The sequence below is a fragment of the Paenibacillus sp. VT-400 genome (assembly GCF_001029205.1).
Taxonomy (GTDB): Bacteria; Bacillota; Bacilli; order Paenibacillales; family Paenibacillaceae; genus Paenibacillus; species Paenibacillus amylolyticus.
Genome location: NZ_LELF01000038.1, coordinates 174,401 through 199,225 on the forward strand (window position 1 = coordinate 174,401; position 24,825 = coordinate 199,225).

Genomic DNA, 24,825 nt, shown 5'->3' on the forward strand with positions numbered 1-24,825 from the left:
ATCTATTCAGGATCTGCAACCTTAACCAGTTGCTTGCCCAGATTATCTCCCGAGAAGAGACCCATGAATGCTTCCGGCGTCTGTTCGAACCCGTCCACAATGTTTTCTTCATACTGGATATGACCTTCCTTGATCCATTTCGCCAACTTGGCGCGGCCTTCCTTGAAGGATTTCGTATAGTCACCCAGCAGGAAACCTTTCATTAATGCTGTATTTGTTAACAGCAACGTCTGTGGTCGCATCCCGATATCCGGCTTCTCCAGATTATAAGACGAGATCTGACCGCATAACGGAATACGTGCATTCCGATTGATGTGGCGCAAGACTGCATCCGAGATGTCACCGCCAACATTGTCAAAGTAGACATCTACGCCGTCCGGGCAAGCCCGTTCAATGGCCGCTGACATATCCTGCTCCTTCTTGTAGTTCAACACCACATCGAAGCCCAGCTTTTCTTTCAAATAAGCGCATTTTTCATCAGAGCCTGCAATACCAACCACGCGTGCTCCCACAATTTTACCAATCTGACCTGCAATCATGCCTACCGCTCCGGCTGCTCCCGATACAACAACCGTTTCGCCGTCCTTCGGTTTGCCGATGTCCTCCATACCAAAATAAGCCGTCAGACCCGTCAGGCCCAGCGCACCCAGGTAAGCCGTGATTGGTGCTTCTTCGGTATCAATTAGCGAAAGATCAGCCGTATTCACTGCGGCATATTGTTGCCAGCCCCACATACCGGATACGAGGTCACCTTTGCGCAGATTCGGTTCCGAAGATTCCACAACCTGTCCAATGGCTCCACCCTTGATCACTTCATTTAACGCGTACGGTGCAGCATAGGATTTTGTATCTTTCATGCGGCCCCGCATGTATGGATCAACCGACAAATATAATGTACGTACCAGGACTTGCCCAGCTTCCGGTTCAGGAAGAGGTGCATCAATGAATTTGAAATTCTCTCTGGATGGGGCACCTTCGGGACGAGAAGCAAGTACGATCTGTTTATTTAAAGACACCAAAATTACCTCCTTGTTGCCAAGTGGACGCAAGGTTAACCCTTGTCAGCTGAGATCACTTACCACTGGCTCTGTGTTATCACTTCTTAATAGTTTAAACCGAAACAGGCGGTTCACAAACGTGGGCCGCCTTGAAATATGCAAATATCGTCACATTGTAGCTGCTTTTGGCTATTATTGTGCTGTCAAAATCACTGGACCATCCGCCGTAATCGCAATCGTATGTTCATACTGGGCAGACAGACTTCCATCCAAAGTACGAGCAGTCCATCCATCTGAATCCAGCTTACTTCGGAACGTACCAATATTCAGCATCGGTTCGATCGTAATAACCATGCCTTCCTTGAGACGCGGACCCCGATGAGGCGGACCGTAGTGAGGGACTTGTGGTTCCTCATGCATCTTCTCACCAATGCCGTGTCCGATAAACTCACGCACAACCGATAGGCCTTCACCTTCTGCATACACTTGAATCGCATTGGAGATATCTCCGATCCGGTTGCCCACCACGGCAAGTTCAATGCCTTTGTACAGAGAGTTTTTGGTTACATCCAGCAGATGTTGTGCTTCCGGAGTCACTTCACCTACGGCATATGACCAAGCCGAATCCGCCAGCCAGCCATTCAGATTAACGACCATGTCGATTGTAACGATATCGCCGTCTTTCAGTGCATATTTTCCCGGAAACCCGTGACAGATCACATCATTAACCGACGCACATGTCGCATATTGGTACCCGTTATATCCCTTTTGTTCCGGCGTAGCGCCATTTTTCTTCATAAAAGCTTCTGCAAACTGGTCGATCTCCTGTGTCGTAATGCCTGGACGAATCATTTTGGCAATTTCTCTATGGCATGCGGCGAGAATTTCTCCGGCTTTTTTCATATATTCAATCTGTTCTTTGGTCTTTATTGTAATCATAACAACTACTCCTGTCCGTTAAAATCTTATCCTGTCCTCTATTGTAACGCTAAACACTCAAAATAAAAAATTCCGTGCGATCAGCAACATCCTATTATACGCCAAGCTCCTGTCCAATGAATACAATTATCCATGAAAAAATCGAAACCCCTCCATATCTGGCCACGTATATGCTTAAAACAGTTGAAGTCGAAAGGGTGAAAGCTCATGTTCAAAAAGATTATCGGCAAACTTATCGATTCCAAATCTTCATCTCACCGCAAACGTCATAGCTCCTCCGACAGGCGCTCATATAAACGTCACAGCAGCTCCTCAGGCAAGCGTTCCTACAAGCGCTATTCTTCTTCAGATGTGAAATACCGGGATAGCCGTAGTGGCTCCGGGTATTACAAAAGCAGAAAATATAGCTCCAGCTAAGCGGCTTTCACGACTGCTTTTAAAGAGTAATGATCACACACCAGCTTATTAGACGCTACAATAAATCAATATGTAATAAAGGGGTGTTCGCTAGCCATACACACGGCTAACAGAACACCCCTTTATTGTTTCTATATAGTAAAAAGGAAAAAGACCCCTGCAGATATCATACGAAGAGGTCACGGATAACAAATATAGATCCGCCTATAGAGCTTATTCATTGTAATTTCAGCAACACATTCTCAATTTCTGCCTGTAACTCCGTCGCTCCACCCTCATAACCTGGACGGAGTCCAAGGAGTCGCTCCAACATCTGGTGCAATTCCGGCGTAAGCTTCAGTTCCTCCTGCCAGCTGGCGGGTTCACGGCCCTTCTCTGGCTCATAAGCCGAATACAGCATAAAGAGAAGAAAGTGGCCGATATCCTGCAAATCATGATCCGGTGTAGCCGGTTCATCTTCAGGCTCAGGGACTTCACGCATACGTCGCTTTAGCTCCGGCAACAACGGCTCCCCCAAGCGTCTCGCCAGGCCAAAGTCAATCAAATGCACCGTCCCTTCACGTAAAATAACATTGGGAATCCGCACATCTCCATGAATATATCCCTGCTCATGCACATGAGCCACTGGAGCCAGCAGTTGACCTGCCAATTCCACACATTCCCGCTCCGTATATCGAAGACCTTGCTCAAATATGCAATCTTCCAGCGTATGTCCACGAATATACTCGGTAACGATATAACTTCGTCTCCCGGATGTGAACACATCCAATAGATCAGGGATCGCCGGATGATGCAGACGTCTCATCACGTCCGCCTCCCGCTCCAACAGGTGCGCAGAGAGTCTGCCCTTGCTAGGCTTGGACTCCTTCAACGCCACTTCCCTGCCGTTCTGGTCATCTGTACACAGGTATGTCAGCCCATAGCTCCCCATACCCAGCAATTCCTGTATTGTATAACGCTCAGCAATGGTCGTGCCTTTCCGCCGAGGACGATACGTCCATAGTCCAAGCAATCTTTGCCAACTTCGTCGCAGCTCCACAGATCCTCCCACGCCAGCTTCCTGATCCACTCAGTCTTTATCTATACTGAGCAGTTCGTTGCCAGTCTTCATGTTGTATGGAGCTTATTATATCAGGCCCATAATGCAAAATCACGATGGGTAAATGCCTGTTGCTCAAGCTTCCTTATGCTTCTTGGGCAGGAACCCGAACAACATACGCAGGGATACTCCTTTGGGTTTGCGTTTTCTTCCCTGAAAACTGCGCAAGTTAGTCACGAGTTCACGATCCCGCTCTTCCTCCAGCTTCTCATTCATCCACAGGCGCTGCTTCTCCATCTGTTCCTGAAGCGCCATATGTGTCTCCGCCAGATGCTGAAGGGTCAGCTCCAGTTCATCGACCCGCTGTTGCAGCAGCTGTACCCGATCATCCTGCTGTTGTTCTACAGCACCATAAGTCACCTCACTTACCAGTTGCCCCAGACCTTCATAGGATCTCAGATTACCCATTATTTCAGGTTCTTCAGGGAGTACAGATGACATGACTGTCGCTGCACATTCCGCCTCTGACAGACCTTCAATTCCCACCACCGGTACATCCACTTCTACTACAGCTACAGGTGCTTCTGGAGCCAATACAGTCACCACAGCATCAGCCAAGGGTAGATTATGCTCTCTGAGTTCAGTCATCAGGCGTTCAATGCACTCGATGTCGTCGGACTTGAATAGTCTGGATTTGTTGGCGGACCGTTCGAACCGGTATCCCTGTTCTTCCAGTGCCGCCGCATATTTACGAAGAGTACTGGCACCTATGCCCAGGCTCTTGGCCGTTTCCGTCGTTGCTCCTGCTTCTTCAATCATCATTAATTCCCTCCCGGAATGAAGTCTTTTGGGAATCAATTTCATAATACCTTTAGTGAGTTATGAAATTGATTCTTGGATAAAAACATTATGGCTTCAGCGTTCCTTTATGGAACCGTCATCGGATCGGGGCAACCTGTCTCATGGATCAAGTATGCTTATCTTTTGCTTGTCCGTATGTATTCGTCAGCTTCTCGGCAGATCCCTTTGGCGGTTTTGTTCTGTTTCTGCGGATTCCTAAGAAGTTTTGTCAGGTATATGATCCGCACAAATAACCCCCCATCCGACAACAAACATGAATGCTGTCATGTCGAATGACACAGGTGCAAACGCCGTCAAATCTTATGATTATGGATTATTCATGTCAATTTTTTTAACTCCGTTACTCCAATACGCTCCCGCGATAGCGGATATCATTGCTGCACAGCTTTTTCATGTGTTATCTTATGTAACGTAGAAGTGCATTCCAGCATAAAATAAAGGACTATACTTAACATAGGACGCATTAGTAACGGATAAATTTCAATCTAAATGGGGGCTGAACGGCAGTGTTAGGCAAATCAGGCAAAGTAGCGGTGATCGGGGCGGGTCTTGTCGGTTCGAGTTGTGCGTATTCCATGATTAATCAATCGATATGCAGGGAAATTATGATGGTGGACCGGACGTATGACCGTGCTGTAGCACAGGCACTGGATTTTTCCCATTGTATGGACTTCACACATAACCGCACCAAAGTATATGCAGGAACGTATGCCGATTGTGGCAATATGGATGTGATTATCTTAACTGCCGGGGCGAATCCCAAGCCAGGACAAACACGGCTGGATATTCTGGAGGAAGCGGAGTCGATTGCCAAAGACATCGTGGTCCCGATCATGAACAGTGGATTTAACGGGATTTTTGTCGTCGCTGCTAATCCGGTTGACATAGTAACTTATATGGTATGGAAATTATCCGGCCTCCCGCGCGAACACGTCATCGGTACAGGCACGTCCATTGATTCTTCACGACTCAAAACACTGCTGTCTGAAGTCTTCTCCATCGATCCACGCAGTGTGCATGGTTATGCTCTCGGGGAGCATGGAGAATCCCAGTTCGTGGCCTGGTCGCATGTGACCATCGGTGGCAAACCGATTATGCACATTATGGATCAGCACAAGGAGCGCTTCAAACATCTGGATCTGGAGGATATTGCACGCAAAACAAAGGATGCCGGCTGGGAGATCTTTACCCGTAAAGGTTCTACCCAATTCGGAATCGGCAATGCCCTCGCGCATATCACTCGTTCCATCCTCAATGACGAACACAAGATCATCGCCGTATCGGCTATTCTGGACGGAGAGTACGAACAACACAACGTTTGCGTCGGTGTTCCAGCAATCATCGGTGGCAATGGCATTCAGGAGATTATCGAATTGAATCTGGATGCAACGGAACGTGAGAAATTCAACAATTCCTGTGAAATCCTATCAGGTAACATCAATCGTCTGACACTGGTATAAGCCATTCGTGTACAACTCCACACTGTATGCTTCGGCTCAACTTCAAAATCCTGCCGACACAAACATGCCAATAATACTCCATGCGAGGAGGATTATTGGCATGTTTGCGTTTATTATTTTTCACAGCCAGATGAATCAATTTCATAATTGATTTGAGTAGTTGTTCAATTTGGTGCAAGCTGAGGTTCGTCCCTTGGCCCCCATTGCTGTAACACCCGCTTCAACTCACTCAGCATAACCGGTTTGCTAATGAAGTCACGCATACCCATCTCCAGGCAAGCTTCCTTGTCTTCACGTTTGGCATTGCCTGTAACTGCGATGATTGGAGGTATGCGATCCTGTGGAATTAGGCGGCGTAACAGGTCTGTCGCCTTCAGTCCATCCATCACAGGCATATGAATATCCATCAGGACAATATCATAAGCATTCTGAGAGATGGCATCAATTGCCTCCACACCATTGGTACATACATCTGCGTGGTATCCGAGCTTCTCCAGATATTCTCGCAAAATCTTCCGGTTCACCGGATGATCCTCCGCCACCAGAATACGCATGGCCACCTTATCACTCTGACGTGTGCGATCATGATGGAACTGACTTGCTGTCTGTTCTGCTGAAGCATCTACACTCGCCGCAGGAACAGCAAACCGGAAGGTTGAGCCTTCCCCTTCTATACTCTCGACACTGATACTGCCTCCCATGATCTCCACGAGTCGCTTGGAGATGACCAGTCCCAGTCCGGTACCACCATACTTCCGGTTAATCACCGGGTGTAGTTGAGAGAAGGACTGAAACAACTGATCCAGCTTGTCAGCGGGGATGCCAATTCCCGTATCTTGCACCGCAAAATCAAGAACACTGTCTTCAGGCTTTCTGCCCTTGATAATATCCACGGCAACCTCAATGCTTCCCTGATCTGTGAACTTGAGCGCATTGCCAACCAAGTTCACCAGAATCTGCCGAATACGTATGGCGTCACCGACCATGAACTCAGGGATGCTCGGATTGAGACGATATCTGATCTCCAGATGTTTCTCATCTGCACGCGGTTTAAACAGTTCGGCAACCTGTTCCAACATCTTGCGTAATGCAAATGGTTCATAAGCCAGTGCCATTTTCCCGGATTCCAGCTTACTGAAGTCCAAAATATCATTAAGGATGTTCAGCAGAGCATCGCCGCTGTCTCGAATAATCTCGGCGTATTCACGCTGTTCTTCCGATAAATCGGTACCGATCAACAATTCTGTCATCCCCACGATCCCGTTCATCGGTGTCCGGATCTCATGGCTAACCATCGACAGAAATTCCGACTTGGCCTGAGCTGCCAGCTCAGCTGTCTCTTTGGCACGTACAATTTCACGTTCGCCAGTCACATCATTAAATACAACCACCGCGCCCTGAATCTGTCCCTGTTCAATAATCGGCGTCACCTGATACTGCACCAGAAAACTGCTGCCATCTTTACGCCAGAACACATCTTCCTTGATTGAACGTATCCGTCCATCCAACACGGTCATGTGGATCGGGCATTCTTCTTGTGGCAAATGACTTCCGTCTGCACGGGTGTGATGGATGATGGGATGTGAGTTTTTGCCAATGAATTCTTTCGCCTCATAACCGAACATCGAAGCTGCTGCTGGATTCATAAACATGGTGATTCCATCCGCATCCAAACCAAATATTCCTTCCGTAACCGTGTTGAGAATCAGCTCATGTTGCTTGCTGAGCTCCTGAATCCGTTCCGTGTATTCCTTGCGCTCGGTAATATCGGACACGATCCCATAAACGCCCACCATTTCCTTATCCACAATAATGGGCACATTCGTAACAGATACTTCAATTTTCCGACCACTTGAATTGACGACTCGGGTCTCATAATATTGCGGTTCGCCTTGCTTCACCATGTCAAAATAATGTTTGCCATGTTGCACTTCGCATTTATCCAGATTGGATAAAAAAGATTGGCCAATAAGCTTATTGCGCGGAATATCCAACATTTGCACCAGTTTGCTGTTCACTGCGCTGTATTTACCTTCCAGATTCAATGAATACACAGCTGCCGGGTTATGTTCGAACAACGATCTGTATCGCTGACGGCTTTCCCGAAGACGTCTTTCCGCATCCTTATGTTGGGTGATATCCCTGCTGATGCTTACAATCTGGACACTCTTGCCACGCTCTCCAGCCACAGGTTTCGCCAATGTCTCCATCCAGATATAATGTCCCTTCTTGTGCAACACACGCATCTTGCAGCCATTGCCGATCTTGGAAAGATCCATAGGGTCCGGATAATCTCCCGAATAACAATAATCCTTGAAGGACTTACCTATGACTTCCTCCGGCTTATAACCCAGTAAGGTGTACACGGAAGGGGAAACGTATAACAACTCGCCATCCGTAGCACAAGTTGTAATCAGATCTTGTGCATGGTCAGCCAGCACCTGATATTTCTCCTGTGCCTCCTTAAGCTCACGTTGCACTTCCAGGATATCGGTAACATCTTTGGCAATGCCATAGATTCCTACAACTTCTTTTCCCTCCGTTATAGGCACATACGTTATCTCTGCCTGTTTCAGGGAACCATCTTTATGATAAAAAGTAATGGGATTACTGACTGAACGTCCAGCCAGTACCTCTTTAATGTATTGTTTGCGTGAATTTTCACTGTCCGGAGGACAGATCTCACTCTGATTCATACGAATCAAGTCATCCAGTGTATACCCAGATATCCGCTCTACCGAGGGATTAGCATCAATATAGTTTCCATGGATGTCCATTACATAAATGGCATCCGGATGGTTAAAAAACAGTGATTGGTAAGAACTTCCCTCAGAAATAATGCGCTTCAGGGTTTCCGTTTTATTAATATCCAAGGCTTACCCCTCTTTTCTCAGCCAATATCTTCATCTAACAGGAGGGATTAATTATCCCTTACAAAAATGGGCCTACCCTCGAATAACCATGTAAGCCTGCCTAGAAACAGCTTTTTTTATTTTACCAGATTCTCGTCTCATTTTGCTTACAATCTATGATTCAATTCACATGATGTGTGAGGTAATACTTGGAATTTTGATTTACTTAGGAGGCGCCTTCAAAGGCAGACAATTTATACAAGGATCAATGTAAGCCTCTAACAAGCTTGAAGTTCAATTCCAAGTCAGCTGATTCTGGCGGATGGCTAAACGATTTTCTAAAGAACTCAGGACATCTTATTTGGCGTCCATGTGCCCTTTGTAAATTTTAAGGAACATCAGACACGTTAATCTCCATAATCTCCTGTTATATACGCTGCAAACGGTTGTTTCATTGGATATAACATGTCTCAGGTTCCTTAGATTGCTGAGATCACTTCAAATCCTTGAATAGTACTCCTCAGGTTCGTTAGGGAGTTGAGAGGATGAACCCGACCCCCACCTGAAACAAATTTTCTCAAAGAAAGAGAGATAAGCCGCTCTTATGATGCCTCGATATAAAATTAACGATACATTTTGTATCGAAAAGGCTATAATCTTTAAAAAAAGTTTTTTTGATTACGGAGAGGACGGATGAATCATGCTGCCCAACAGAGTTAAAATTGTTTACGGTAAACTAAGAGGTTTGGCCATCTTTGGTAAAATCCAGCCCTCAATGGGCCTGCTGCCACGAATCAGGGGTAAGGTTTATCTGAATAAATTGGGTGATTTGCAGGTAGGAAAACGACTTAACATCATAGGCAAACCTTGGGGAACCCAGTTAACGGTGGTCAAAGGCGCGCGATTAACGATTGGCGATGACGTCATGATTAATGCAGGTGTGGGGATTGCCGCTAACGTTGAAGTGACCATCGGCAATAATGTCATGATTGGTCCTCGAACAAGCATATTCGACAGTGCCTACCACCGGATTGACTCGCTGGATGACGGGAGCCAGACTGCCAAGCGGATTGTGATTCAGGATAATGCCTGGATTGGTACAGGCGCGCTTATTTTGCCCGGAGTGACCATTGGCAGAAATGCAGTTGTGGCAGCAGGAAGCACGGTAACCAAAGATGTACCCGAAAATACACTTGTAGCCGGGGCACCAGCCAAAATCATTCGGGAGTTGACCATTCATGATGGGTGGGTCAGACATTAGAAAAAATCCTCCTGAAGCATACATACAATAGAGCTTGCATGTTTTGCTTAAAGAGGATTTTGACTTACGATAACCAAGGGTGCAACGGATTATTCAGATTTCTTTTTTCGCAAAATACATCATGCCGATTCCAATAAAAATAACAGCACTGCCTCCAACAACCGCCAGCATTGTGATCAGTGGAACATTGTAGGCTCCGAAACCTGCGCCGTCCACGGGTGTCATCAGAATCATCGGTTGTGCCCATGGATAATACGGCCCATATGTCGCCGAGTTTACAATGAGAATATTCGGTATGGTCAATGCAAAATTCAGTGCGAGCGGTGCGGCAAAGCTGCTCCACACCAATGAAACGAACATCTGCAGGGCAGCCAGGGGTATACAGGCCAGCAAGCCAGGCAGCAGTTTACCTACCAAGAATCCCCAAGGTACTGGCATCGTAATGCCGTGAAACATGCCTGCCAGCAGAATGGACATCAGCAACAATACTTGCGTGCCCGCCAGAAGCATGAGTACAATCGTCAGTTTACCTGCATATACACCTGAACGTGTGAGCGGTAAAACCAGCATCTGCTTCCACCCTCCACCTGCATGTTCGAAACGGCAGACAAAGGACGTAAACACACCAGTCAGCATCGGTAACAATAACAATCCGTGCAGGAAAACCATCGTGGTCATCAATACCTGCCAATTGCCCGATGGCGTGGACAACAGTCCGATGAGCAGCGCAATGAGTGGACTCAGCAGAATCAGGAGCCATATGGGCGATTTGCTCATTTTCAATCGTTCAGCGGACAAGATTCGGAAGTACGTTGTCGCAAAGCTCATATCAGGCCACATCCTTCCGGCTAAAATGCACCATACCCAGCAACAGGATTAATAACCCTAGACCTGCCCCCATGCCTGCATACAGGTATGGATTAGGCCCATTCCAGGCCATCTGTGCCCAAGCGAGCGGAAAGCTCGGTGAGATACTGAGTGAGAACATACCCGTTATCGCGAGAACAATGCCCAGGGTGACGGGAAGCGCCTGATTTTTGTTAACCATCGTGAGCCACAACTCCAGTGACAACACCGGAAGTGCACCAGCCAAAGGCAATAGCCCCAGCTTGATCGCATGTGTCCAAGGTATTTCGCTGGCATGGAATCCGAGGATCAGACCCAGACCCACAATTCCTGCGGTTAGCAGCAGGCAGGAGATCACCAGCAGCACACAGGCAAGCAGGAACTTGGCTAAATACACGGCTGGTCTGGGAATGGGCATCGCGAGCAACTGTTTCCACGATCCCTGTTCATGCTCAACATTGGCGATCATGGAGCTGAGAATGGTTGCTCCCAGCATCAGAGACAAGGGCACAAAGACAACCACATTGCCCAATAATCCGCCCCACAGGTTATCTGCATACTGCTCTTTCAGATAGTCCAGCCGTAAGCCAAAATTAAGCGCCTGCATCGCTGTCAATCCAAGAGGGGCCAGAAAGACAAGAAACCAGATCCCTTTCCCCCGAATCTTGAGCCAGTCTGACGATAATGCACGCCCGGTCATATGGAAGCCCCCTCGCCAATGACCCGCATGAACAGATCTTCCAGCGACTGACGCTGTTCCTCTACACGATACACATCATGATCCTGTTCAATTAATCGGCGCACAAGCAGTGCCACTGAACTGTTATCCATATAAGGGAACGTTAACGCAGCACCTTGTTGCTGACCAAATTGTCCCTGTTCTCTCGCCAGCTTCATAGCCTCTTCCGGCTCGGAAACCGTTAACCGGATAGAGCTACCCGTCTGACTATGCAGACTTGCGATAGTATCCTGAAGCACCATCTTGCCTTCACGGATAATACCAACACGACTTGCCATCTGTTCGACTTCACTCAGCAAGTGGCTGGAAACCAGAACGGTAATGCCATGTTCCAGAGGCATGCGTTTGATCAGTTCCCGAATCTCCTGAATACCGGCAGGATCAAGCCCATTCGTTGGTTCGTCCAGAATCAGCAGCTCCGGTTCACCCAACAAAGCGCTGGCAATACCCAGACGTTGCTTCATCCCAAGGGAATACCCCTTCACTGAACGTTTGGCATCCTTGGTCAGATCTACAATGGACAGCACTTCAGCAATTCTTGATTTTGGTACATTGATGATGCGGCGCAAAGTTTCCAGATTCTCTACTGCGTTCAGATGTCCGTAATAGGATGGGTATTCGACCAAGGAACCCACACGGCGCAAAATATCCATGCGATCCTTGCGGATATCCTTGTCGAAGACACGGATCACACCTTTGGTTGGTTTAATCAAGCCGAGAAGCATGCGAATCGTTGTTGTTTTGCCGGCGCCGTTGGGACCGAGGAAGCCGTAGATATCTCCCTTTTTAATATGCAGATCAAGTTCACGGACCGCTGCACGGTCCCGGTATGTTTTCCATAAATTCGCCGTTTGAATAATATTTTCACTCACTGTATGATCACCTCGGAACTATCGTAACCTTCCAAGGTTAAAGCCAAAGTAGTCTCTAGTTTAAGTTTAGTTTAAAAAAGCTATTTCAGCGGTTTGTTGTTTTCCCTGTTTCCCTTACCACTGTAGATATATGTCTGGACACCCGTATCGGAACTGTCTACCCGCTTGCGCAGACCCATCTCACGAATCAACAGGTCTACAATGGATAAGCCTAGACCTGTGCCTTTTGTGTCGGAATTCGGTTGCATTCCCGGACCCCGATCCTGAATAACGATTGCCGTCTCACCCTGAATCTCCTGAGTAGATATACCAATATATTTCCCGCTGGCGGCATGACGGATCACGTTTTGGAACAAATTATCAAGAATACGGCGCGTGCCCTGTTCATCCATATGCCAGATCAGCGGTTCCTCTGGCAGGTCAATATCAATCTCAAATTGCTCTTTCTCCCAGACCGGGTACCAGGCCGCCGCCGTTTCCCTGACGATCCGCAGTATATCTTTCTCTTCCAGCTTCAGTGTATATTTCCCACTTGTGAGCAAATTGTAGGATAACATGTTGTCGATGAGCCCCCCGAGGTCCTCCATCTTTGCTTCCATGCGATGTAATGAACGGTCACCTTGCTCACTCAGCTCTTCCTTGTGCAAAGCATGCATATGTCCACGAATCACCGTTAGCGGGGTACGCAGATCGTGGGAAAGCCCCGCAATGAGACGTTTGCGCAATTGTTCTTCCTCGCGTTCACGGTGGCGGCTGTCGGATAGTTGATGCACCATCTGATTGAAGGATTCTTCCAGTTGACCAATCTCGTCTGACCGGCGGATATCTACCGGAAGTGGGAGACCTTCCTTGCCTGTGGTCATCATGGCCGTCTGCAAACGAATAAGTCGTTTGCGAATGCGTGCGAAAAAGAGAATCGACATAATGATGAATATCAGAAAGATGAGGGTCATTACGATACCAAGATACAAGAGTTCCATGAGCCCGTTACTCTGAATTTGCAGAAGTGATCGCGGCACTTCAATGACCATGAAGCCCTGTCCTCTGTCCTGTTCATCTCCGCCAATATATGCAACTACGGTCAGTGGATCGCGAGAGGAAGCTTCTTTCATGAATTGCACCGTATTGTTTGCATTCCATAAGGCTGGAATATAAGTCTCTGTCGTTTGCCCGGAATCCAGTGACCATCTCAATGTCGTGTCTGTCCTGCCATCCGGAGACGTGGAATTCAGAAGCGTTACATCTTCACCCCCAAGAATAAAGAGGGTCTCCCCGTTCACATTCACACGATACATGGAAGATTTGGGATACGAGCCATGTAATAGCTCCAACCGGGCCTTAATCTCATTATCCGAAGCACCATCCAGGTTCTTCGCTTCATGTGACCAGAGGTCACTGATACGGGTAACATCACCGTAAGGCGCGGCACGGTTCATATTCGTGTCCGTGTTATTCACTACGACAATATATATAACGGATATAATCGGAAGTACAACGGGCACAAATAATACAGCCGCCAAGATCAGGAGGATGTATCTGGACATCAAGGACCGCCCAAAGCGAAGCTTGCGCCGCCCGGATTGCTTTTGCTCCATGCTTTGATCTCCCTTCATGATCTTCCGTTCCCTGAACCACCGGATCATGGCTTCTTCACACGATATCCCACACCACGGACTGTCTGAATAATTGCAGGATTGGCCGGATCAAGCTCCAGCTTTTCGCGTAGATGTCGAATATGTACCATCAAAGTCTTATCTCCATCCAGATAGGGCTCGTTCCAAACGGCTTCATAGATCTGCTCTTTGGTTCGAATCATGCCCATATGTCGTAGCAGGTAGGCGAAGATGTGGAACTGTTTTCCCGATAAAATAATCTCATCCCCCGTCTCCTCATTGATGATCCGATTGTCCTTCTCATAGATGGAGAGATGATCCAGCTTCAGGGCTGTATCCGTGGATACCGCTGTTCCTGCCTTACGCAGTTGTACTTCAATCCGGGCAGCCAGTTCATCGGGGTGAAATGGTTTGGTCACATAGTCATCGGCAAAATCAAGACCGTGCAACTTATCGTCAATGGACGTTCTGGCCGAGAGCATGACAATGGGCACGGCGGGATGTTCTTTTTTCAGTCGCTGGCCCACCGTAAATCCATCCAGCCCAGGCAGCATGACATCCAGAATAATGAGTGAACAACCGACAGCAGCCTCCGCTGCACCTTCACCACTGCCGAGCCATACCACCTCATAACCGCGCTCCTCCAGATCGGCTCTGACCCAAGTCGCAATTTCCGTATCATCTTCAATATATAACAGTTTGGTTTTCATCCGAATATTCGTTTCCTTTCTGCCCCCAATGGGTTAATGATATATCTGAGCATCATCATGATAAAAGCTGTCTATATCATATGGATTCATGTCTTGTTGAGCAAATGTTGAAGCCTTTACGTTACCACACATGCTAATTATAGCTTATCCATTAACGTGGGGAATGTCATATTAATCAAGTCTACCAAGTACATATCAGTGCTACACCTGACGGGAGGAAATTCATTATGCTGCTGGAAGCCATCTATCATCAACCGAAACGAAACTGGGCCTATGCCTATGACCAAGATACAATCCATCTGCGCCTGCGTACCAAAAAGAATGATCTGACAGAGGTACATGCCCTGACCGGGGATAAATATGCGTGGAATGCAACCAAAGCGCTAGTTCCCTTAACCAAGTTTACCTCTGACTCCATGTTCGATTATTACGAGGGTGAAGTGAAACCTCCCTATCACCGACTGAAATACTCTTTTCTGCTCAAAAACGGAGACGAACAGATCTGGATGACCGAGACGGACTTCCAGGAAGAAGAACCGGACGACCCGGGCCGTATGTTCCAGTTCCCTTATATTCATGCCGGAGCTGTATTCACACCCCCCGCATGGGTTAAGGATGCGGTGTTCTATCAGATTTTCCCTGAACGATTCGCCAACGGCAACCCGGATATTAGTCCGGAAAAGGTAGAGCCGTGGGGTGGTGAGCCGACACCTTTCAATTTCTTCGGCGGTGACCTTCAGGGCGTGATCGACCATCTGGATTACATCAGCGATCTTGGCATTAATGCGATCTACTTCACACCCATCTTCGAAGCCACTACCAATCACAAATACGATACCGAAGACTACCTGCGGGTGGACCGGCACTTTGGTGACGCAGATACCGTGAAAAGACTGGTCGAGCTGTACCATGCACGCGGAATTCGCGTACTTCTGGATGCTGTGTTCAACCATTCCGGGAAGACATTTGCGCCGTTTGTGGATGTGCAGAAGAACGGAGAACAATCCAAATACAAAGACTGGTTCCATGTACACGAATACCCGCTGGACGTGAAGGACGGCATTCCAACGTATGAGACCTTCGGATTCGAAGCGCACATGCCAAAGCTGAATACGGAGAATGCTGAAGTTAAGGCCTATCTGCTGGAGGTTGCCGAGTACTGGATCAAGGAAGTGGGTGCGGACGGATGGCGGCTGGATGTGGCAGACGAAGTGGACGATGCATTCTGGCGTGATTTCCGCCGTGTAGTCAAAGCCGCTAATCCGGATGCCTACATTCTGGGCGAAGTATGGAACGAGTCTTCCTCCTGGTTGCAAGGCGACCAGTTCGATGCGTCCATGAACTATCCGTTTACCGATGCCGTGAATGCTTTCTTTGTGAAAAATACAATGCACGCCGAACAATTCGCGAACTCCATCGGGCGACAGTTGTCCCGTTACCCGCTTCAGGCCAGCGAAGTGGCGTTTAACTTGCTGGACAGCCACGATACCCCGCGGCTGCTCACGCTGTGTGAAGGCGACCAGCGCAAGATGAAGCTAGCTGCGTTATTCCAGTTCAGTTACATGGGTGCTCCGTGTATCTATTACGGAGACGAGATTGGCATGGACGGCGAACATGATCCGGGCTGCCGTAAATGCATGGAATGGGATGAAGCGAAGCAGGACCGAGAGCTGTTCGACTTTTATCAGAAACTGATCTCCCTGCGTCATGCTCATCCTGCCCTGCGTGCAGAAGGCACCGTTCGTTTCCTGCAGGCTCGTCATGATGGCAGCCAACTGGTATTTGAGCGGCAAAATGAGGAGGAACGCATTTTGGTTCTGTTCAACCGATCAGAAGAGACAGCTATTGTCGAGCTGGAGGCCGGTGACGAGGAATGGACCGAGTTATTCGGCGGAAACCATCGTACCGCCAAGGAAGATAGAGTACTTGCCATTGAACTGCCTGCGTATGGATATGCCGTACTGAGTACGGCTGTGAGCCAGGACTAGAGTTATAAATACACATATATCTGAGCCACATCTAGGTAGCCTATCTTCGCTTCATCTGGCAGCATAAAACAAGCGTCCTGCATAACCCGGATTCGGGTTCGCGGACGCTTGTTTTTGTATTTTTGTATTCGCCGTTATACATCATAATGTCACTGATTTATATATCGGTGGTCCCGGTTCAGCTTAAACCCGAGTATCCTTGTCCACTTGAGCATTGTCCGCCCCACTTGTAGTTGTGTCAGAATCCGCTGGCTTCGACTCAGGCTCAGGCTCGGCACGCTTGGCCTTTGGTTTAGCCAGCTTCTGCATCATTTTTCGGCCGGTTGGTGTCTGGGCCAGTCCACCTTGGGCTGTCTCCCGATGGCGGCTCGGCATTGCACTGCCTACTTCCAGCATGACATCGATGACTTCGTCTGACGGAATGGCACTACGCACTCCGGCCAGGGCCATATCAGCCGCAGCCAGCGCCGTAACTGAACCCAGTCCATTACGGACGATGCACGGGATTTCAACAAGGCCTGCGACCGGATCGCAGATAAGGCCCAGTGTATTTTTTAACGCCAAACCAACGGCATGAACGACCTGTTCCGGTGTACCTCCACGCAGTTCAACCATGGCACCCGCAGCCATGCCAATAGCGGAACCCACTTCCGCCTGACACCCACCCTCGGCGCCGGAGATAAATGAATTGTTGGCGATTACATAACCAATCGCTCCCGCACAGAACAATCCGTTCACCAAATGTTCGTCCGTCCAGCCAAATCGCTCCTGTGAGCTAATAAACACCCCCGGGATAATGCCGCAGGAACCGGCTGTTGGTGTTGCCACGATCCGGCCCATGGAGGCATTCACTTCAGATACACACAGGGCATACGCCATGGCAAGTGCGGAAGCATCTCCTGAACAAGTCTCACCCTTGCGAATGTACTCGGCCATTTTTTTGCCGTCTCCACCTGTTAATCCACTGCGTGATGTCGTATCTTCCGTTAACCCTTTGCGTACCGCTTCCTTCATCACCTGATAATATTCAGACATCTGCTTCACAACATCCGCTTCCGGTGTATTGGTCTCCTGAACCTGCTCCTCGATCATCAGCTGAGCAATGGTTTTGGATTCTGCTGTACAGATCGTATTCAGTTCGTGTAAATGTTTAAACCGCATCCGAATCAACTCCTCTCTTCAAATCGATAACACGAATGTCCAGCACATGGTCCAGCTCTTTTAGACGCTTGAGCATATCAGGATTAGGCACACCATCCATTTCCATCGCGGTAAGTGCTTCGCCATCACGGGCTTTCCGGTCCACCTGCATATACCCGATGTTAACCCCGGATGAACTGATCGTGGACGTTACCGACGCAAGCACCCCTGCTTTGTCTGCATGTCGCAGAACGAGTGTTGGAAACTCACCACTAATCTGAACACGAAAATCATTCATCGAATGCACCGATACGCTTCCACCACCAATGGATGCACCGATTAAGGAGCAGGCACGTTCTCCATGCCACAACTCAATTTTGACCGTATTTGGATGAGGAGCAGGCAGGCCACTTGTATAAAACTCAACCTCCATCCCCGCTTCCTCTGCGTATTGCTCTGCATCCGGGATACGCGGATCGTCTGTGACATAATCCAGCAGACCACCGATCAGTGCCAGATCTGTTCCGTGCCCCTGATACGTATCTGCAAATGAACCGTACAGCGTCAGCCGGGCACGATCTGGCGTACATCCTAGCCACTGTCGAGCAATTCTCCCTAACCTTGCCGCTCCAGCTGTATGTGAACTTGAAGGCCCCGTCATCGACGGACCAATAATTGAGAAAACATCTTTAAATCGCACTTGTAACCCTCCATTATTAATCATGATTCATATTTGTAAAATGTATTCGTCATTTCGATCCAGGAGTTTCATCTACAATGTCCCTTTTTTTTGGATATGATGACATCAAAAAAGGACAGAAGAAGGCCTTAGGCCCTCTCTCTGTCCTCGATACCTGAGAGTTTCACGATCAGCAGTGTCTCACGACAAGGGTGCATTGCCTGCGATTATAGACAAGTTCACCGGGCTGACTGATCATATACCCCTTGGGTGGCGCAGTTCACGCACTCTCCAGAGTTGCGTCCAACGATGGTACATTTACCTGAGAGATTAACCACTGCGCCGGGTGCGCAGCAGCTTGCTCCTTCGGTGCCTGAGCACTAGCCATTGTGCTCGGCTAATCCAGGTCTCTCCCGCTCGTTATCATCCGCTGTATTATTTTAATTCAATTCGAATTGGTATATTTCTAAATTTTTGATCAAGTATACCCATAGAGTAATGTACAATATCATATATGTCAACAAAAGTAACGTGTAATTATCATAAGTTCGATGTCTATTTTAACTGAAACGAATAGCATTAATATTTCTCACTTCCGCTGAGGCACTCGTGACGTTGCTAGTTGTCGTAAATTGGATACTTATCGTGTATGCATTAGTCGTTGTAGCCGGGGATGTATCCACGTAAGTGTTGGAGGAAAGAAACCTCAACGTTCCCGAAGCATTACCGCTTCGTGAGAGCTGCAATTGATTAATTAAAACTCCATTACGTCTCAGATTAATGTTATACGCAATACTCCAGTTAGCCCCTACAACTATTGCTATTTGTGTACTATTATCGATTTTCACGCGTTGACCTGCCACTACAGGTACATTAAGTGTCTGAATCGTCGTTTCAGCTACTAATGAAAGACCCAACGCCGTGGTCTGGCTATCAGCAAACAAGGAAGAATCCGCAGGAGCAGAAGCTGCTGTTGATCCGATCGCACCTGTAGCCCCAGTGACTCCTGTTGCTCCCGTCAATCCGGTTGCACCTGTAACACCAGTATCTCCAGTCGCCCCTGTTACGCCTGTTGCACCTGTAGCCCCAGTAACTCCGGTCGTCCCCGTTACGCCTGTCACTCCCGTATCTCCAGTAACTCCGGTCGCACCCGTTACCCCGACTAGACCGGGGTCCGCTCCTAACAATTCCTCAGACACCAAACGATGTGCCGTTACCAGTTGACCGTTCTCGTTTTTCCCCCATACGGAAATCTGAACTTCATCCTCCGTATCATCACCTGTGATAAATATAAACTCAAATGCATCCAAATCTGCATAATAGTCATTTGTTATAACCTGGTTAGGCAAAACATTAAACAATTCCTCAACGTATAGTGTGCGAACACCATTCAAATAATAGCCTTGAACCAGAACGGTAGAGAAACTAGTGAGACTCCAATTGTCTAATTTCACTGTAATTCTCTGTGTAGGACGCTCGCCGCTTCCCACCACTATATTATTTTCTATTGGCCCTGTTGATAAAACAGCCATCCTGCGATGCCCCCTTCTCCTGCCTGCATCACCAAATCAAGATTGTCTTCTATGAATATGCATATTGAACTGTAAACGTGAAGTTGCCCTCTTGCCTTTTTGGAATGGACTGAAAGGAGATCGAATAGATATCCACCACACCAAAAGGAGAATATACAAAAAAAGCTGCCGCTTCGTTTCTGCGGCAACCTTATTATTATTCTTTAGCTCATCTAGACGGATTGGGAAGGGTCAGTTCTTCCGCCCAAGCTTGCAGCTTTGCCTTTGTCCATCCTTCGTTTTCACCCATGATGGAGTACCGCAAGCCATTCTCACTCCATGATATGTTCCGAATGCTCTTCATATATGAACCCTCGGTGTTACGAACCTTAATCTCGGCTTCATCCGGTATTAGTGTATCGTCCACATTTTCTTCCGGCATCTTGAATACAGTCAGGCTGACTTCTACCTTGTCGTTACTTACATAATACAAGGTTACTTCATCTCTGCTCAGCTCACCGCGCGATGTAGACATTTCGATCCGTGATAGTTCGAATTCTCCACTCATGTCCTGTAGGAACGGCTGTTCCAACGCTTTTTCCGCTTCCTCTAGGGTCACTTCGGAATTCTGCATCATATCGTTCAAGTCCTTCACATCGACCTCCTTAGGGATGTCAATTACGAAAGTATCCTTTGTGAATTCAGGGTCATACTGAATCGGATCATAGACCATTTCTGATTTTCCATCCCCATATGCGCTGTTTACTTTGACAATCATCCACGTTTTGGGATCTACCCAATACTCTGAAGATATGGAGAATGCGCCTTCTTCTTTTGGTGTCAATTCAATATGAATGACGTCCTGTCCATGAAGTTTCTCCTGTCCCATCATATTCACATCATGCGTAGTACGTAACCGCTCTAGTTGATCGAGCAATATTTGCTTCTGGGTTTGATTAGGTTGTTGTGACACGGATGATGCATCCATGGAATATGCTGCCCCTGTTTCTTTTTCATATATGATGATCTTCTTTCCATCATTAACTGCGTAACTGACATTGCCATTCTCTGATGTTTCCGTGCGCTTTCGTCCGGTTTCACCATCTACCCATTCCTTAATTTGCATCGTGTTAGTCAGCTTGTCATCCGCCCATATCTTCATCACACCTTCCGCATAATACGAGGCGGGTTCTGTTTCTGCTGAGACAACCTTCTCAATCATCTCATCTCCTGACATAGCCAGCATATCCTTCTCCGCGCAACCTCCAAGCAGGGCGCCTGCCAACACAGCAGTACCCAGCATCATCCATCCTTTTTTCATCATCTTATCCACCCTCTCTGCGTTTACATTCTCCATGTTCAGGCAATCGGCATGCTGCCAGCGTTCCATATCCTTCGTATGACCACATGCGCATATCCCCTCCGTGCTTTATTGCAACCCGTTTGGCTATACTCAATCCCAATCCCGAACCACCTGCATATGTCTTCTCCTCCTGATTCTGGTGTTGAACATAGGGTTCGAAGATACGAATGAGCTGTTCCTCAGGAATAGCAGGACCTTCGTTTTGTACTATGATCAATGTTGCTCCCGCCCTGTAGTTATCCAATTCAGCTCCAAGCGGAGGAATAATCCATTCAGGAAGCTCCCAATCTGAAGCAATAACCCCTAGTCCCATTACACCGTTCGTCCTTGTGTGGCGTAGTGCATTATTTATCAGATTATCTGTCAGGCGCATCAGTTGTTCGGGATGAACTCGGTACAGTTGATCTGTGCGGACATCCATCTTCACGTCAATCTGACCACGCTCGGCAAGTCCCTCATAGCTCCCAAGCAGCATATCAAAAAACTCTTCACCTTCCACCTTAACCATGGCCATCTCCGATTCACTGGAACCCAACGCCGTATACATCTCAAGTTCACTAATCATCTGTTTCATCCGCTCCACATTTCCGAGCAGCACATCCTGATATTCCTGCCTTTCAAGGCGTTTCAGTTGACGATCACCGTTAAGTACTTCCGTATAGGCACTAATGGACATCAACGGTGTTTTCAGATCATGGGATAACGAGGCGATCATGAGCTCTTTTTCTTTTTGCTCCCTCTCCACATCGGCCTGAGTATGTCTGATCTTGTCTTGCATTGCATCAAACTGTTGGAGCAAGATGCCCATTTCATCATGACGAACAGGTACCACATCCGTAGCAGCCTCTCCCCGTGCAAAAGCATCCATTCGTTCTATGAGATATTTCATCGGCCGAAAGAGCTTTCGGGATAGCAACCACAGCACTGTTCCGTATAACAGAATAAAGAAAGTAGCAGCGAGACCCATGACCCAGGTAGTCCGCAAGGATATGCCTTCCAGCCAATCTCCACGTAGCATGACGATTTCGTAAATGCCGACCAACTCACCCTTTTCCCATACGGGTTTCTTCAACGAAAATGTACGATGACGAATCTGTAAGTTGTACAAATTACGATACAGCTCCGCCCCCCCAACGGTGTAAGCTCCAGCAGACCATGTACTCCCCTCTGATGTGTACACCCGAATCCCTGTTGGTAAATACAGAGCAAAGTTCACCCGGCCATTCTCCAATTCAGAGAGTGCAGCGAAAGCATCAGGCGAGTGCAGCTGGTACAGTTCCGGGTCAGATAAAGCCAGTTCAATAGGAGCCAATTGTCCGGACAACTCCACATATTCCGTTACGGCACGCTGATCATTGTAATAGTTATACAGGGAGTACAGCGCCCACCCAGCAGCGACAGGCAGCAGCATTACAATGAGGAAGGCAAGCATTAACCAGTACTTCAACTTCATTCCTCAGGCTCCCCCACGAACCGGTAACCACTGCCCCACACCGTCTGAATCCAGCGTGGATGATGGGGCTCGTCACCAAGCTTGGCCCGAAGGCTCTTCACATGAACTGTGACTGTACTCGAGTTCCCCGCCTCTGGCTGACTCCAGACATGTTCATACAGTTCCGCCTTGGTAAACACCCGGCCAGGATGAGAAGCAAGTAGTATGAGCAAAGCCCATTCCTTGTTGGTTAGTGCCACATGTTCTCCATGAACCTGTGCGCGCTGATTCAAATAATCAATCGATAACCCATCGTTATACTGTCTATCTGTCGAATCCGGCTCTACGCCCTGATATCTGCGGTACCTATTCAGATGAGATTTAATGCGAGCTGTAAGTTCCGTTAGACTGAAGGGCTTCGTAATATAATCGTCAGCTCCCAGCCCAAGCCCCCTGACTTTGCTCTCTTCCTCGATTCGAGCACTCATCATGAGCAGCGGAACATCGCTGATCAGTCTAATGTTTTTGCATACCGTGAACCCATCCATTTCCGGTAGCATCAGATCCAACAAGACTAATTGATAGGTTCCCTCCCTAAAGTCTTCCCAGCTCTCCAAACCGCTTGATGCCCAAGTTACACCATAACCCTCATGACGTAGATGGTCTCTCAAAATACGGGCAATCTCCGGATCATCCTCCACCAGCAATATATTCTCGCTGTCTCTCATCGCTGCTTCATCCTCCCATGACTATATTGTAGCTAAGAAAAGTTGACTCTCCTCAGAGTTTATACTTTCTTCATAAATGTCCATTACGATCGCTATCTAATGCATGCAAAAAGAGCACCCCGATTGTTCAGGACGCCCAGGTAATATTCACAATCTTAATCCTAAGTTATAGCTCCTAAAAAAGGAAACACCTCATAACTCATAGAAGATGCTCTCGTTCTGTACATAGGGTCTACAATACTTGCTGCATAGCTTCGGCATGCGATCTTTCATCCATTCGTGCCTCGACTCATTCGCCATCTGAAAGGCATAATAACCCAGTGTAAAGATCAACATAAACCCTTCCATTAACCGGATATCACGATCCGTCAGTGGTGCGATCTGTTGGGTATAACCGGATAAGAATATGTCACGTTCCTCCCGATTGAACATAAGTGCTGCCCCTCCGGCATCAAAAAGATAATATCCATAACCGTGTAGACAAAAATCAATCATGGAAATCCCCTGCTCCGTTATCAGCAGATTGTTGCGAGTAATATCCCCATGAATGATCCCCCATGTCCCTGCGTGCTGCGGGTATGTTTCTAACTGCTCATTAATGTTCTCAAACGTCTCACGAAGCAGATCGAAGTCTTCCGTTGTAAAAATCCCCAGTCGGACGCCTTCATCTAGCTGCCCGAGCATGACCAAGTTCTCATGGCTATTGCCATATGCCGGCCGCACCTTTGTTCGATCTGTCTGATTCTGCTCACGCCCATATTGATGAAGCATCTGCAGCTGTGCCCCCAGATCATAGATCTGCTCTGTTGTCAGGCGTTCTCCCTGCTGGATGTCCCTTCCCTCAATCCACTCCAGTACTGTACAGCAGATTTCTTTACCTGCCTCACTTGTCCATACCGTGACCCATTCACCCGATACATTCCGTACCGGATGCTGCACGCGCAATGCTGTCGTTGCCTTTAACTCATGAAGCAGGTTCATCTCTGCCTCCAGCGCAGGAAGCGTATGCTGAATGCCGGTCATACTTGCATATGCGGCTTGATGGATACGTAGCAGATACTTCTGCCCGCTTGCTTCATCAACGACATGATATGTCAGATTCTCATTATGACGAATATATGAAACGACAGGTTTCTCAATAGTGTAGTTCTGTATAATCTGAGCTGCCATATGGTCGTAAGACATCTGATCCGTAGTGATTATCAACATCTCCTTCGAAGTCATGTAAACGTTCTCCACACTAAATATCGTAGCATAATGTTTATCCCGCATACAGAAAATCCCACTAAAATTATAAATTAAAAAAGCACAATCCCCGAACAACCGTCCAGGCATTGTGCTTTCTTTTGTCTCTATTATTTCTTAATCTCTTTGTCT

20 protein-coding genes and 1 riboswitch are annotated in these 24,825 nt (G+C 47.7%); of the genes, 3 read left to right on the forward strand and 17 right to left on the reverse strand.

The window, feature by feature from the left end:
• Positions 1-2: 2 nt before the first annotated feature.
• From EL84_RS00885 to EL84_RS00900, 4 genes are all read right to left on the reverse strand, one after another.
• Positions 3-1,016, reverse strand: coding sequence for an NADP-dependent oxidoreductase (locus EL84_RS00885; RefSeq protein WP_036607487.1), 1,014 nt, complete (start codon positions 1,014-1,016; stop codon positions 3-5).
• Positions 1,017-1,190: 174 nt separating this feature from the next.
• The gene (map, locus tag EL84_RS00890; RefSeq protein ID WP_036607489.1) at positions 1,191-1,937 is read right to left on the reverse strand and encodes a type I methionyl aminopeptidase; all 747 of its coding nucleotides are present in this window, start codon (positions 1,935-1,937) and stop codon (positions 1,191-1,193) included.
• A gap of 634 nt (positions 1,938-2,571) precedes the next feature.
• Entirely contained in the window at positions 2,572-3,393 is an 822-nt protein-coding gene (locus EL84_RS00895; protein ID WP_161799397.1) for a serine/threonine protein kinase, read from the reverse strand.
• Positions 3,394-3,528: 135 nt separating this feature from the next.
• Positions 3,529-4,215: a hypothetical protein gene (locus EL84_RS00900; protein WP_053061335.1), complete on the reverse strand. Its 687-nt coding sequence runs from the start codon at positions 4,213-4,215 to the stop codon at positions 3,529-3,531.
• A 545-nt stretch (positions 4,216-4,760) separates the two neighbouring features.
• Here EL84_RS00900 and EL84_RS00905 point away from each other — a divergent pair.
• Positions 4,761-5,714 carry an L-lactate dehydrogenase gene (locus EL84_RS00905; RefSeq protein ID WP_036607494.1) on the forward strand — a complete coding sequence of 318 codons (954 nt, stop codon included), beginning with the start codon at positions 4,761-4,763 and terminating at the stop codon, positions 5,712-5,714.
• Positions 5,715-5,878: 164 nt separating this feature from the next.
• Here EL84_RS00905 and EL84_RS00910 read toward each other — a convergent pair whose 3' ends face one another.
• Positions 5,879-8,587 (reverse strand): PAS domain S-box protein, encoded by a 2,709-nt coding sequence (locus EL84_RS00910; RefSeq protein ID WP_047840342.1) that lies wholly within the window; start codon positions 8,585-8,587, stop codon positions 5,879-5,881.
• Positions 8,588-9,266: 679 nt separating this feature from the next.
• Between EL84_RS00910 and EL84_RS00915 the strand changes: the two genes are divergently transcribed.
• Positions 9,267-9,827 (forward strand): acyltransferase, encoded by a 561-nt coding sequence (locus tag EL84_RS00915; RefSeq protein WP_152682940.1) that lies wholly within the window; start codon positions 9,267-9,269, stop codon positions 9,825-9,827.
• 93 nt (positions 9,828-9,920) lie between these two features.
• On the opposite strand, the gene EL84_RS00920 is transcribed toward EL84_RS00915, so the two are convergent.
• The 5 genes from EL84_RS00920 to EL84_RS00940 form a co-directional block, all read right to left on the reverse strand.
• A complete protein-coding gene (locus tag EL84_RS00920; protein WP_047840343.1) occupies positions 9,921-10,655 on the reverse strand; it encodes an ABC transporter permease in 735 nt (244 codons plus the stop codon).
• A gap of 1 nt (position 10,656) precedes the next feature.
• Positions 10,657-11,373 carry an ABC transporter permease gene (locus EL84_RS00925; protein WP_047840344.1) on the reverse strand — a complete coding sequence of 239 codons (717 nt, stop codon included), beginning with the start codon at positions 11,371-11,373 and terminating at the stop codon, positions 10,657-10,659.
• The gene (locus tag EL84_RS00930; RefSeq protein WP_047840345.1) at positions 11,370-12,284 is read right to left on the reverse strand and encodes an ABC transporter ATP-binding protein; all 915 of its coding nucleotides are present in this window, start codon (positions 12,282-12,284) and stop codon (positions 11,370-11,372) included. Before EL84_RS00930 ends, EL84_RS00925 begins: the two co-directional genes overlap by 4 nt.
• A gap of 80 nt (positions 12,285-12,364) precedes the next feature.
• The gene (locus EL84_RS00935) at positions 12,365-13,879 is read right to left on the reverse strand and encodes a sensor histidine kinase (protein ID WP_235431469.1); all 1,515 of its coding nucleotides are present in this window, start codon (positions 13,877-13,879) and stop codon (positions 12,365-12,367) included.
• Between the two features lie 44 nt (positions 13,880-13,923).
• Complete coding sequence (locus EL84_RS00940) at positions 13,924-14,607, reverse strand: response regulator transcription factor (RefSeq protein ID WP_047840346.1); 684 nt, start codon at positions 14,605-14,607, stop codon at positions 13,924-13,926.
• Between the two features lie 227 nt (positions 14,608-14,834).
• On the opposite strand from EL84_RS00940, the gene EL84_RS00945 reads away from it, so the two are divergent.
• Positions 14,835-16,595: an alpha-glycosidase gene (locus EL84_RS00945; protein WP_047840347.1), complete on the forward strand. Its 1,761-nt coding sequence runs from the start codon at positions 14,835-14,837 to the stop codon at positions 16,593-16,595.
• 183 nt (positions 16,596-16,778) lie between these two features.
• Here EL84_RS00945 and sdaAA read toward each other — a convergent pair whose 3' ends face one another.
• The 7 genes from sdaAA to EL84_RS00980 all read right to left on the reverse strand — a co-directional run bounded on the left by sdaAA (position 16,779) and on the right by EL84_RS00980 (position 24,672).
• Positions 16,779-17,756 (reverse strand): L-serine ammonia-lyase, iron-sulfur-dependent, subunit alpha, encoded by a 978-nt coding sequence (sdaAA, locus tag EL84_RS00950; protein WP_047840348.1) that lies wholly within the window; start codon positions 17,754-17,756, stop codon positions 16,779-16,781.
• A complete protein-coding gene (sdaAB, locus tag EL84_RS00955; protein ID WP_036607511.1) occupies positions 17,746-18,435 on the reverse strand; it encodes an L-serine ammonia-lyase, iron-sulfur-dependent subunit beta in 690 nt (229 codons plus the stop codon). The genes sdaAA and sdaAB overlap by 11 nt, the downstream gene beginning before the upstream one ends.
• A 280-nt stretch (positions 18,436-18,715) precedes the next feature.
• Positions 18,716-18,840: riboswitch (glycine riboswitch) on the reverse strand.
• Between the two features lie 134 nt (positions 18,841-18,974).
• On the reverse strand, positions 18,975-19,946 hold the full coding sequence (locus tag EL84_RS31945; RefSeq protein WP_053061337.1) for a hypothetical protein: 972 nt from the start codon (positions 19,944-19,946) through the stop codon (positions 18,975-18,977).
• A gap of 208 nt (positions 19,947-20,154) precedes the next feature.
• Positions 20,155-21,249, reverse strand: a complete 1,095-nt coding sequence (locus EL84_RS00965) for a LolA family protein (protein WP_047840349.1) — start codon at positions 21,247-21,249, stop codon at positions 20,155-20,157.
• Between the two features lies 1 nt (position 21,250).
• Positions 21,251-22,741 carry a sensor histidine kinase gene (locus EL84_RS00970; protein ID WP_047840350.1) on the reverse strand — a complete coding sequence of 497 codons (1,491 nt, stop codon included), beginning with the start codon at positions 22,739-22,741 and terminating at the stop codon, positions 21,251-21,253.
• Positions 22,738-23,448, reverse strand: coding sequence for a response regulator transcription factor (locus EL84_RS00975; protein WP_047840351.1), 711 nt, complete (start codon positions 23,446-23,448; stop codon positions 22,738-22,740). The genes EL84_RS00970 and EL84_RS00975 overlap by 4 nt, the downstream gene beginning before the upstream one ends.
• A gap of 192 nt (positions 23,449-23,640) precedes the next feature.
• Positions 23,641-24,672 carry a phosphotransferase enzyme family protein gene (locus EL84_RS00980; RefSeq protein WP_053061338.1) on the reverse strand — a complete coding sequence of 344 codons (1,032 nt, stop codon included), beginning with the start codon at positions 24,670-24,672 and terminating at the stop codon, positions 23,641-23,643.
• Positions 24,673-24,825: the final 153 nt, after the last annotated feature.

Excerpts from the sequence above, each read along its gene's own strand:
- sdaAA (WP_047840348.1), bottom strand. The coding sequence starts at position 17,756 with ATGCGGTTTAAACATTTACACGAACTGAATACGATCTGTACAGCAGAA.
- EL84_RS00945 (WP_047840347.1), top strand. The coding sequence starts at position 14,835 with ATGCTGCTGGAAGCCATCTATCATCAACCGAAACGAAACTGGGCCTAT.
- EL84_RS00915 (WP_152682940.1), top strand. The coding sequence starts at position 9,267 with ATGCTGCCCAACAGAGTTAAAATTGTTTACGGTAAACTAAGAGGTTTG.
- EL84_RS00920 (WP_047840343.1), bottom strand. The coding sequence starts at position 10,655 with ATGAGCTTTGCGACAACGTACTTCCGAATCTTGTCCGCTGAACGATTG.
- EL84_RS00980 (WP_053061338.1), bottom strand. The coding sequence starts at position 24,672 with ATGACTTCGAAGGAGATGTTGATAATCACTACGGATCAGATGTCTTAC.
- EL84_RS00965 (WP_047840349.1), bottom strand. The coding sequence starts at position 21,249 with ATGATGAAAAAAGGATGGATGATGCTGGGTACTGCTGTGTTGGCAGGC.
- EL84_RS00925 (WP_047840344.1), bottom strand. The coding sequence starts at position 11,373 with ATGACCGGGCGTGCATTATCGTCAGACTGGCTCAAGATTCGGGGGAAA.
- EL84_RS00940 (WP_047840346.1), bottom strand. The coding sequence starts at position 14,607 with ATGAAAACCAAACTGTTATATATTGAAGATGATACGGAAATTGCGACT.
- EL84_RS00970 (WP_047840350.1), bottom strand. The coding sequence starts at position 22,741 with ATGAAGTTGAAGTACTGGTTAATGCTTGCCTTCCTCATTGTAATGCTG.
- EL84_RS31945 (WP_053061337.1), bottom strand. The coding sequence starts at position 19,946 with ATGGCTGTTTTATCAACAGGGCCAATAGAAAATAATATAGTGGTGGGA.
- map (WP_036607489.1), bottom strand. The coding sequence starts at position 1,937 with ATGATTACAATAAAGACCAAAGAACAGATTGAATATATGAAAAAAGCC.
- EL84_RS00935 (WP_235431469.1), bottom strand. The coding sequence starts at position 13,879 with ATGGAGCAAAAGCAATCCGGGCGGCGCAAGCTTCGCTTTGGGCGGTCC.
- EL84_RS00975 (WP_047840351.1), bottom strand. The coding sequence starts at position 23,448 with ATGAGAGACAGCGAGAATATATTGCTGGTGGAGGATGATCCGGAGATT.
- EL84_RS00900 (WP_053061335.1), bottom strand. The coding sequence starts at position 4,215 with ATGATGATTGAAGAAGCAGGAGCAACGACGGAAACGGCCAAGAGCCTG.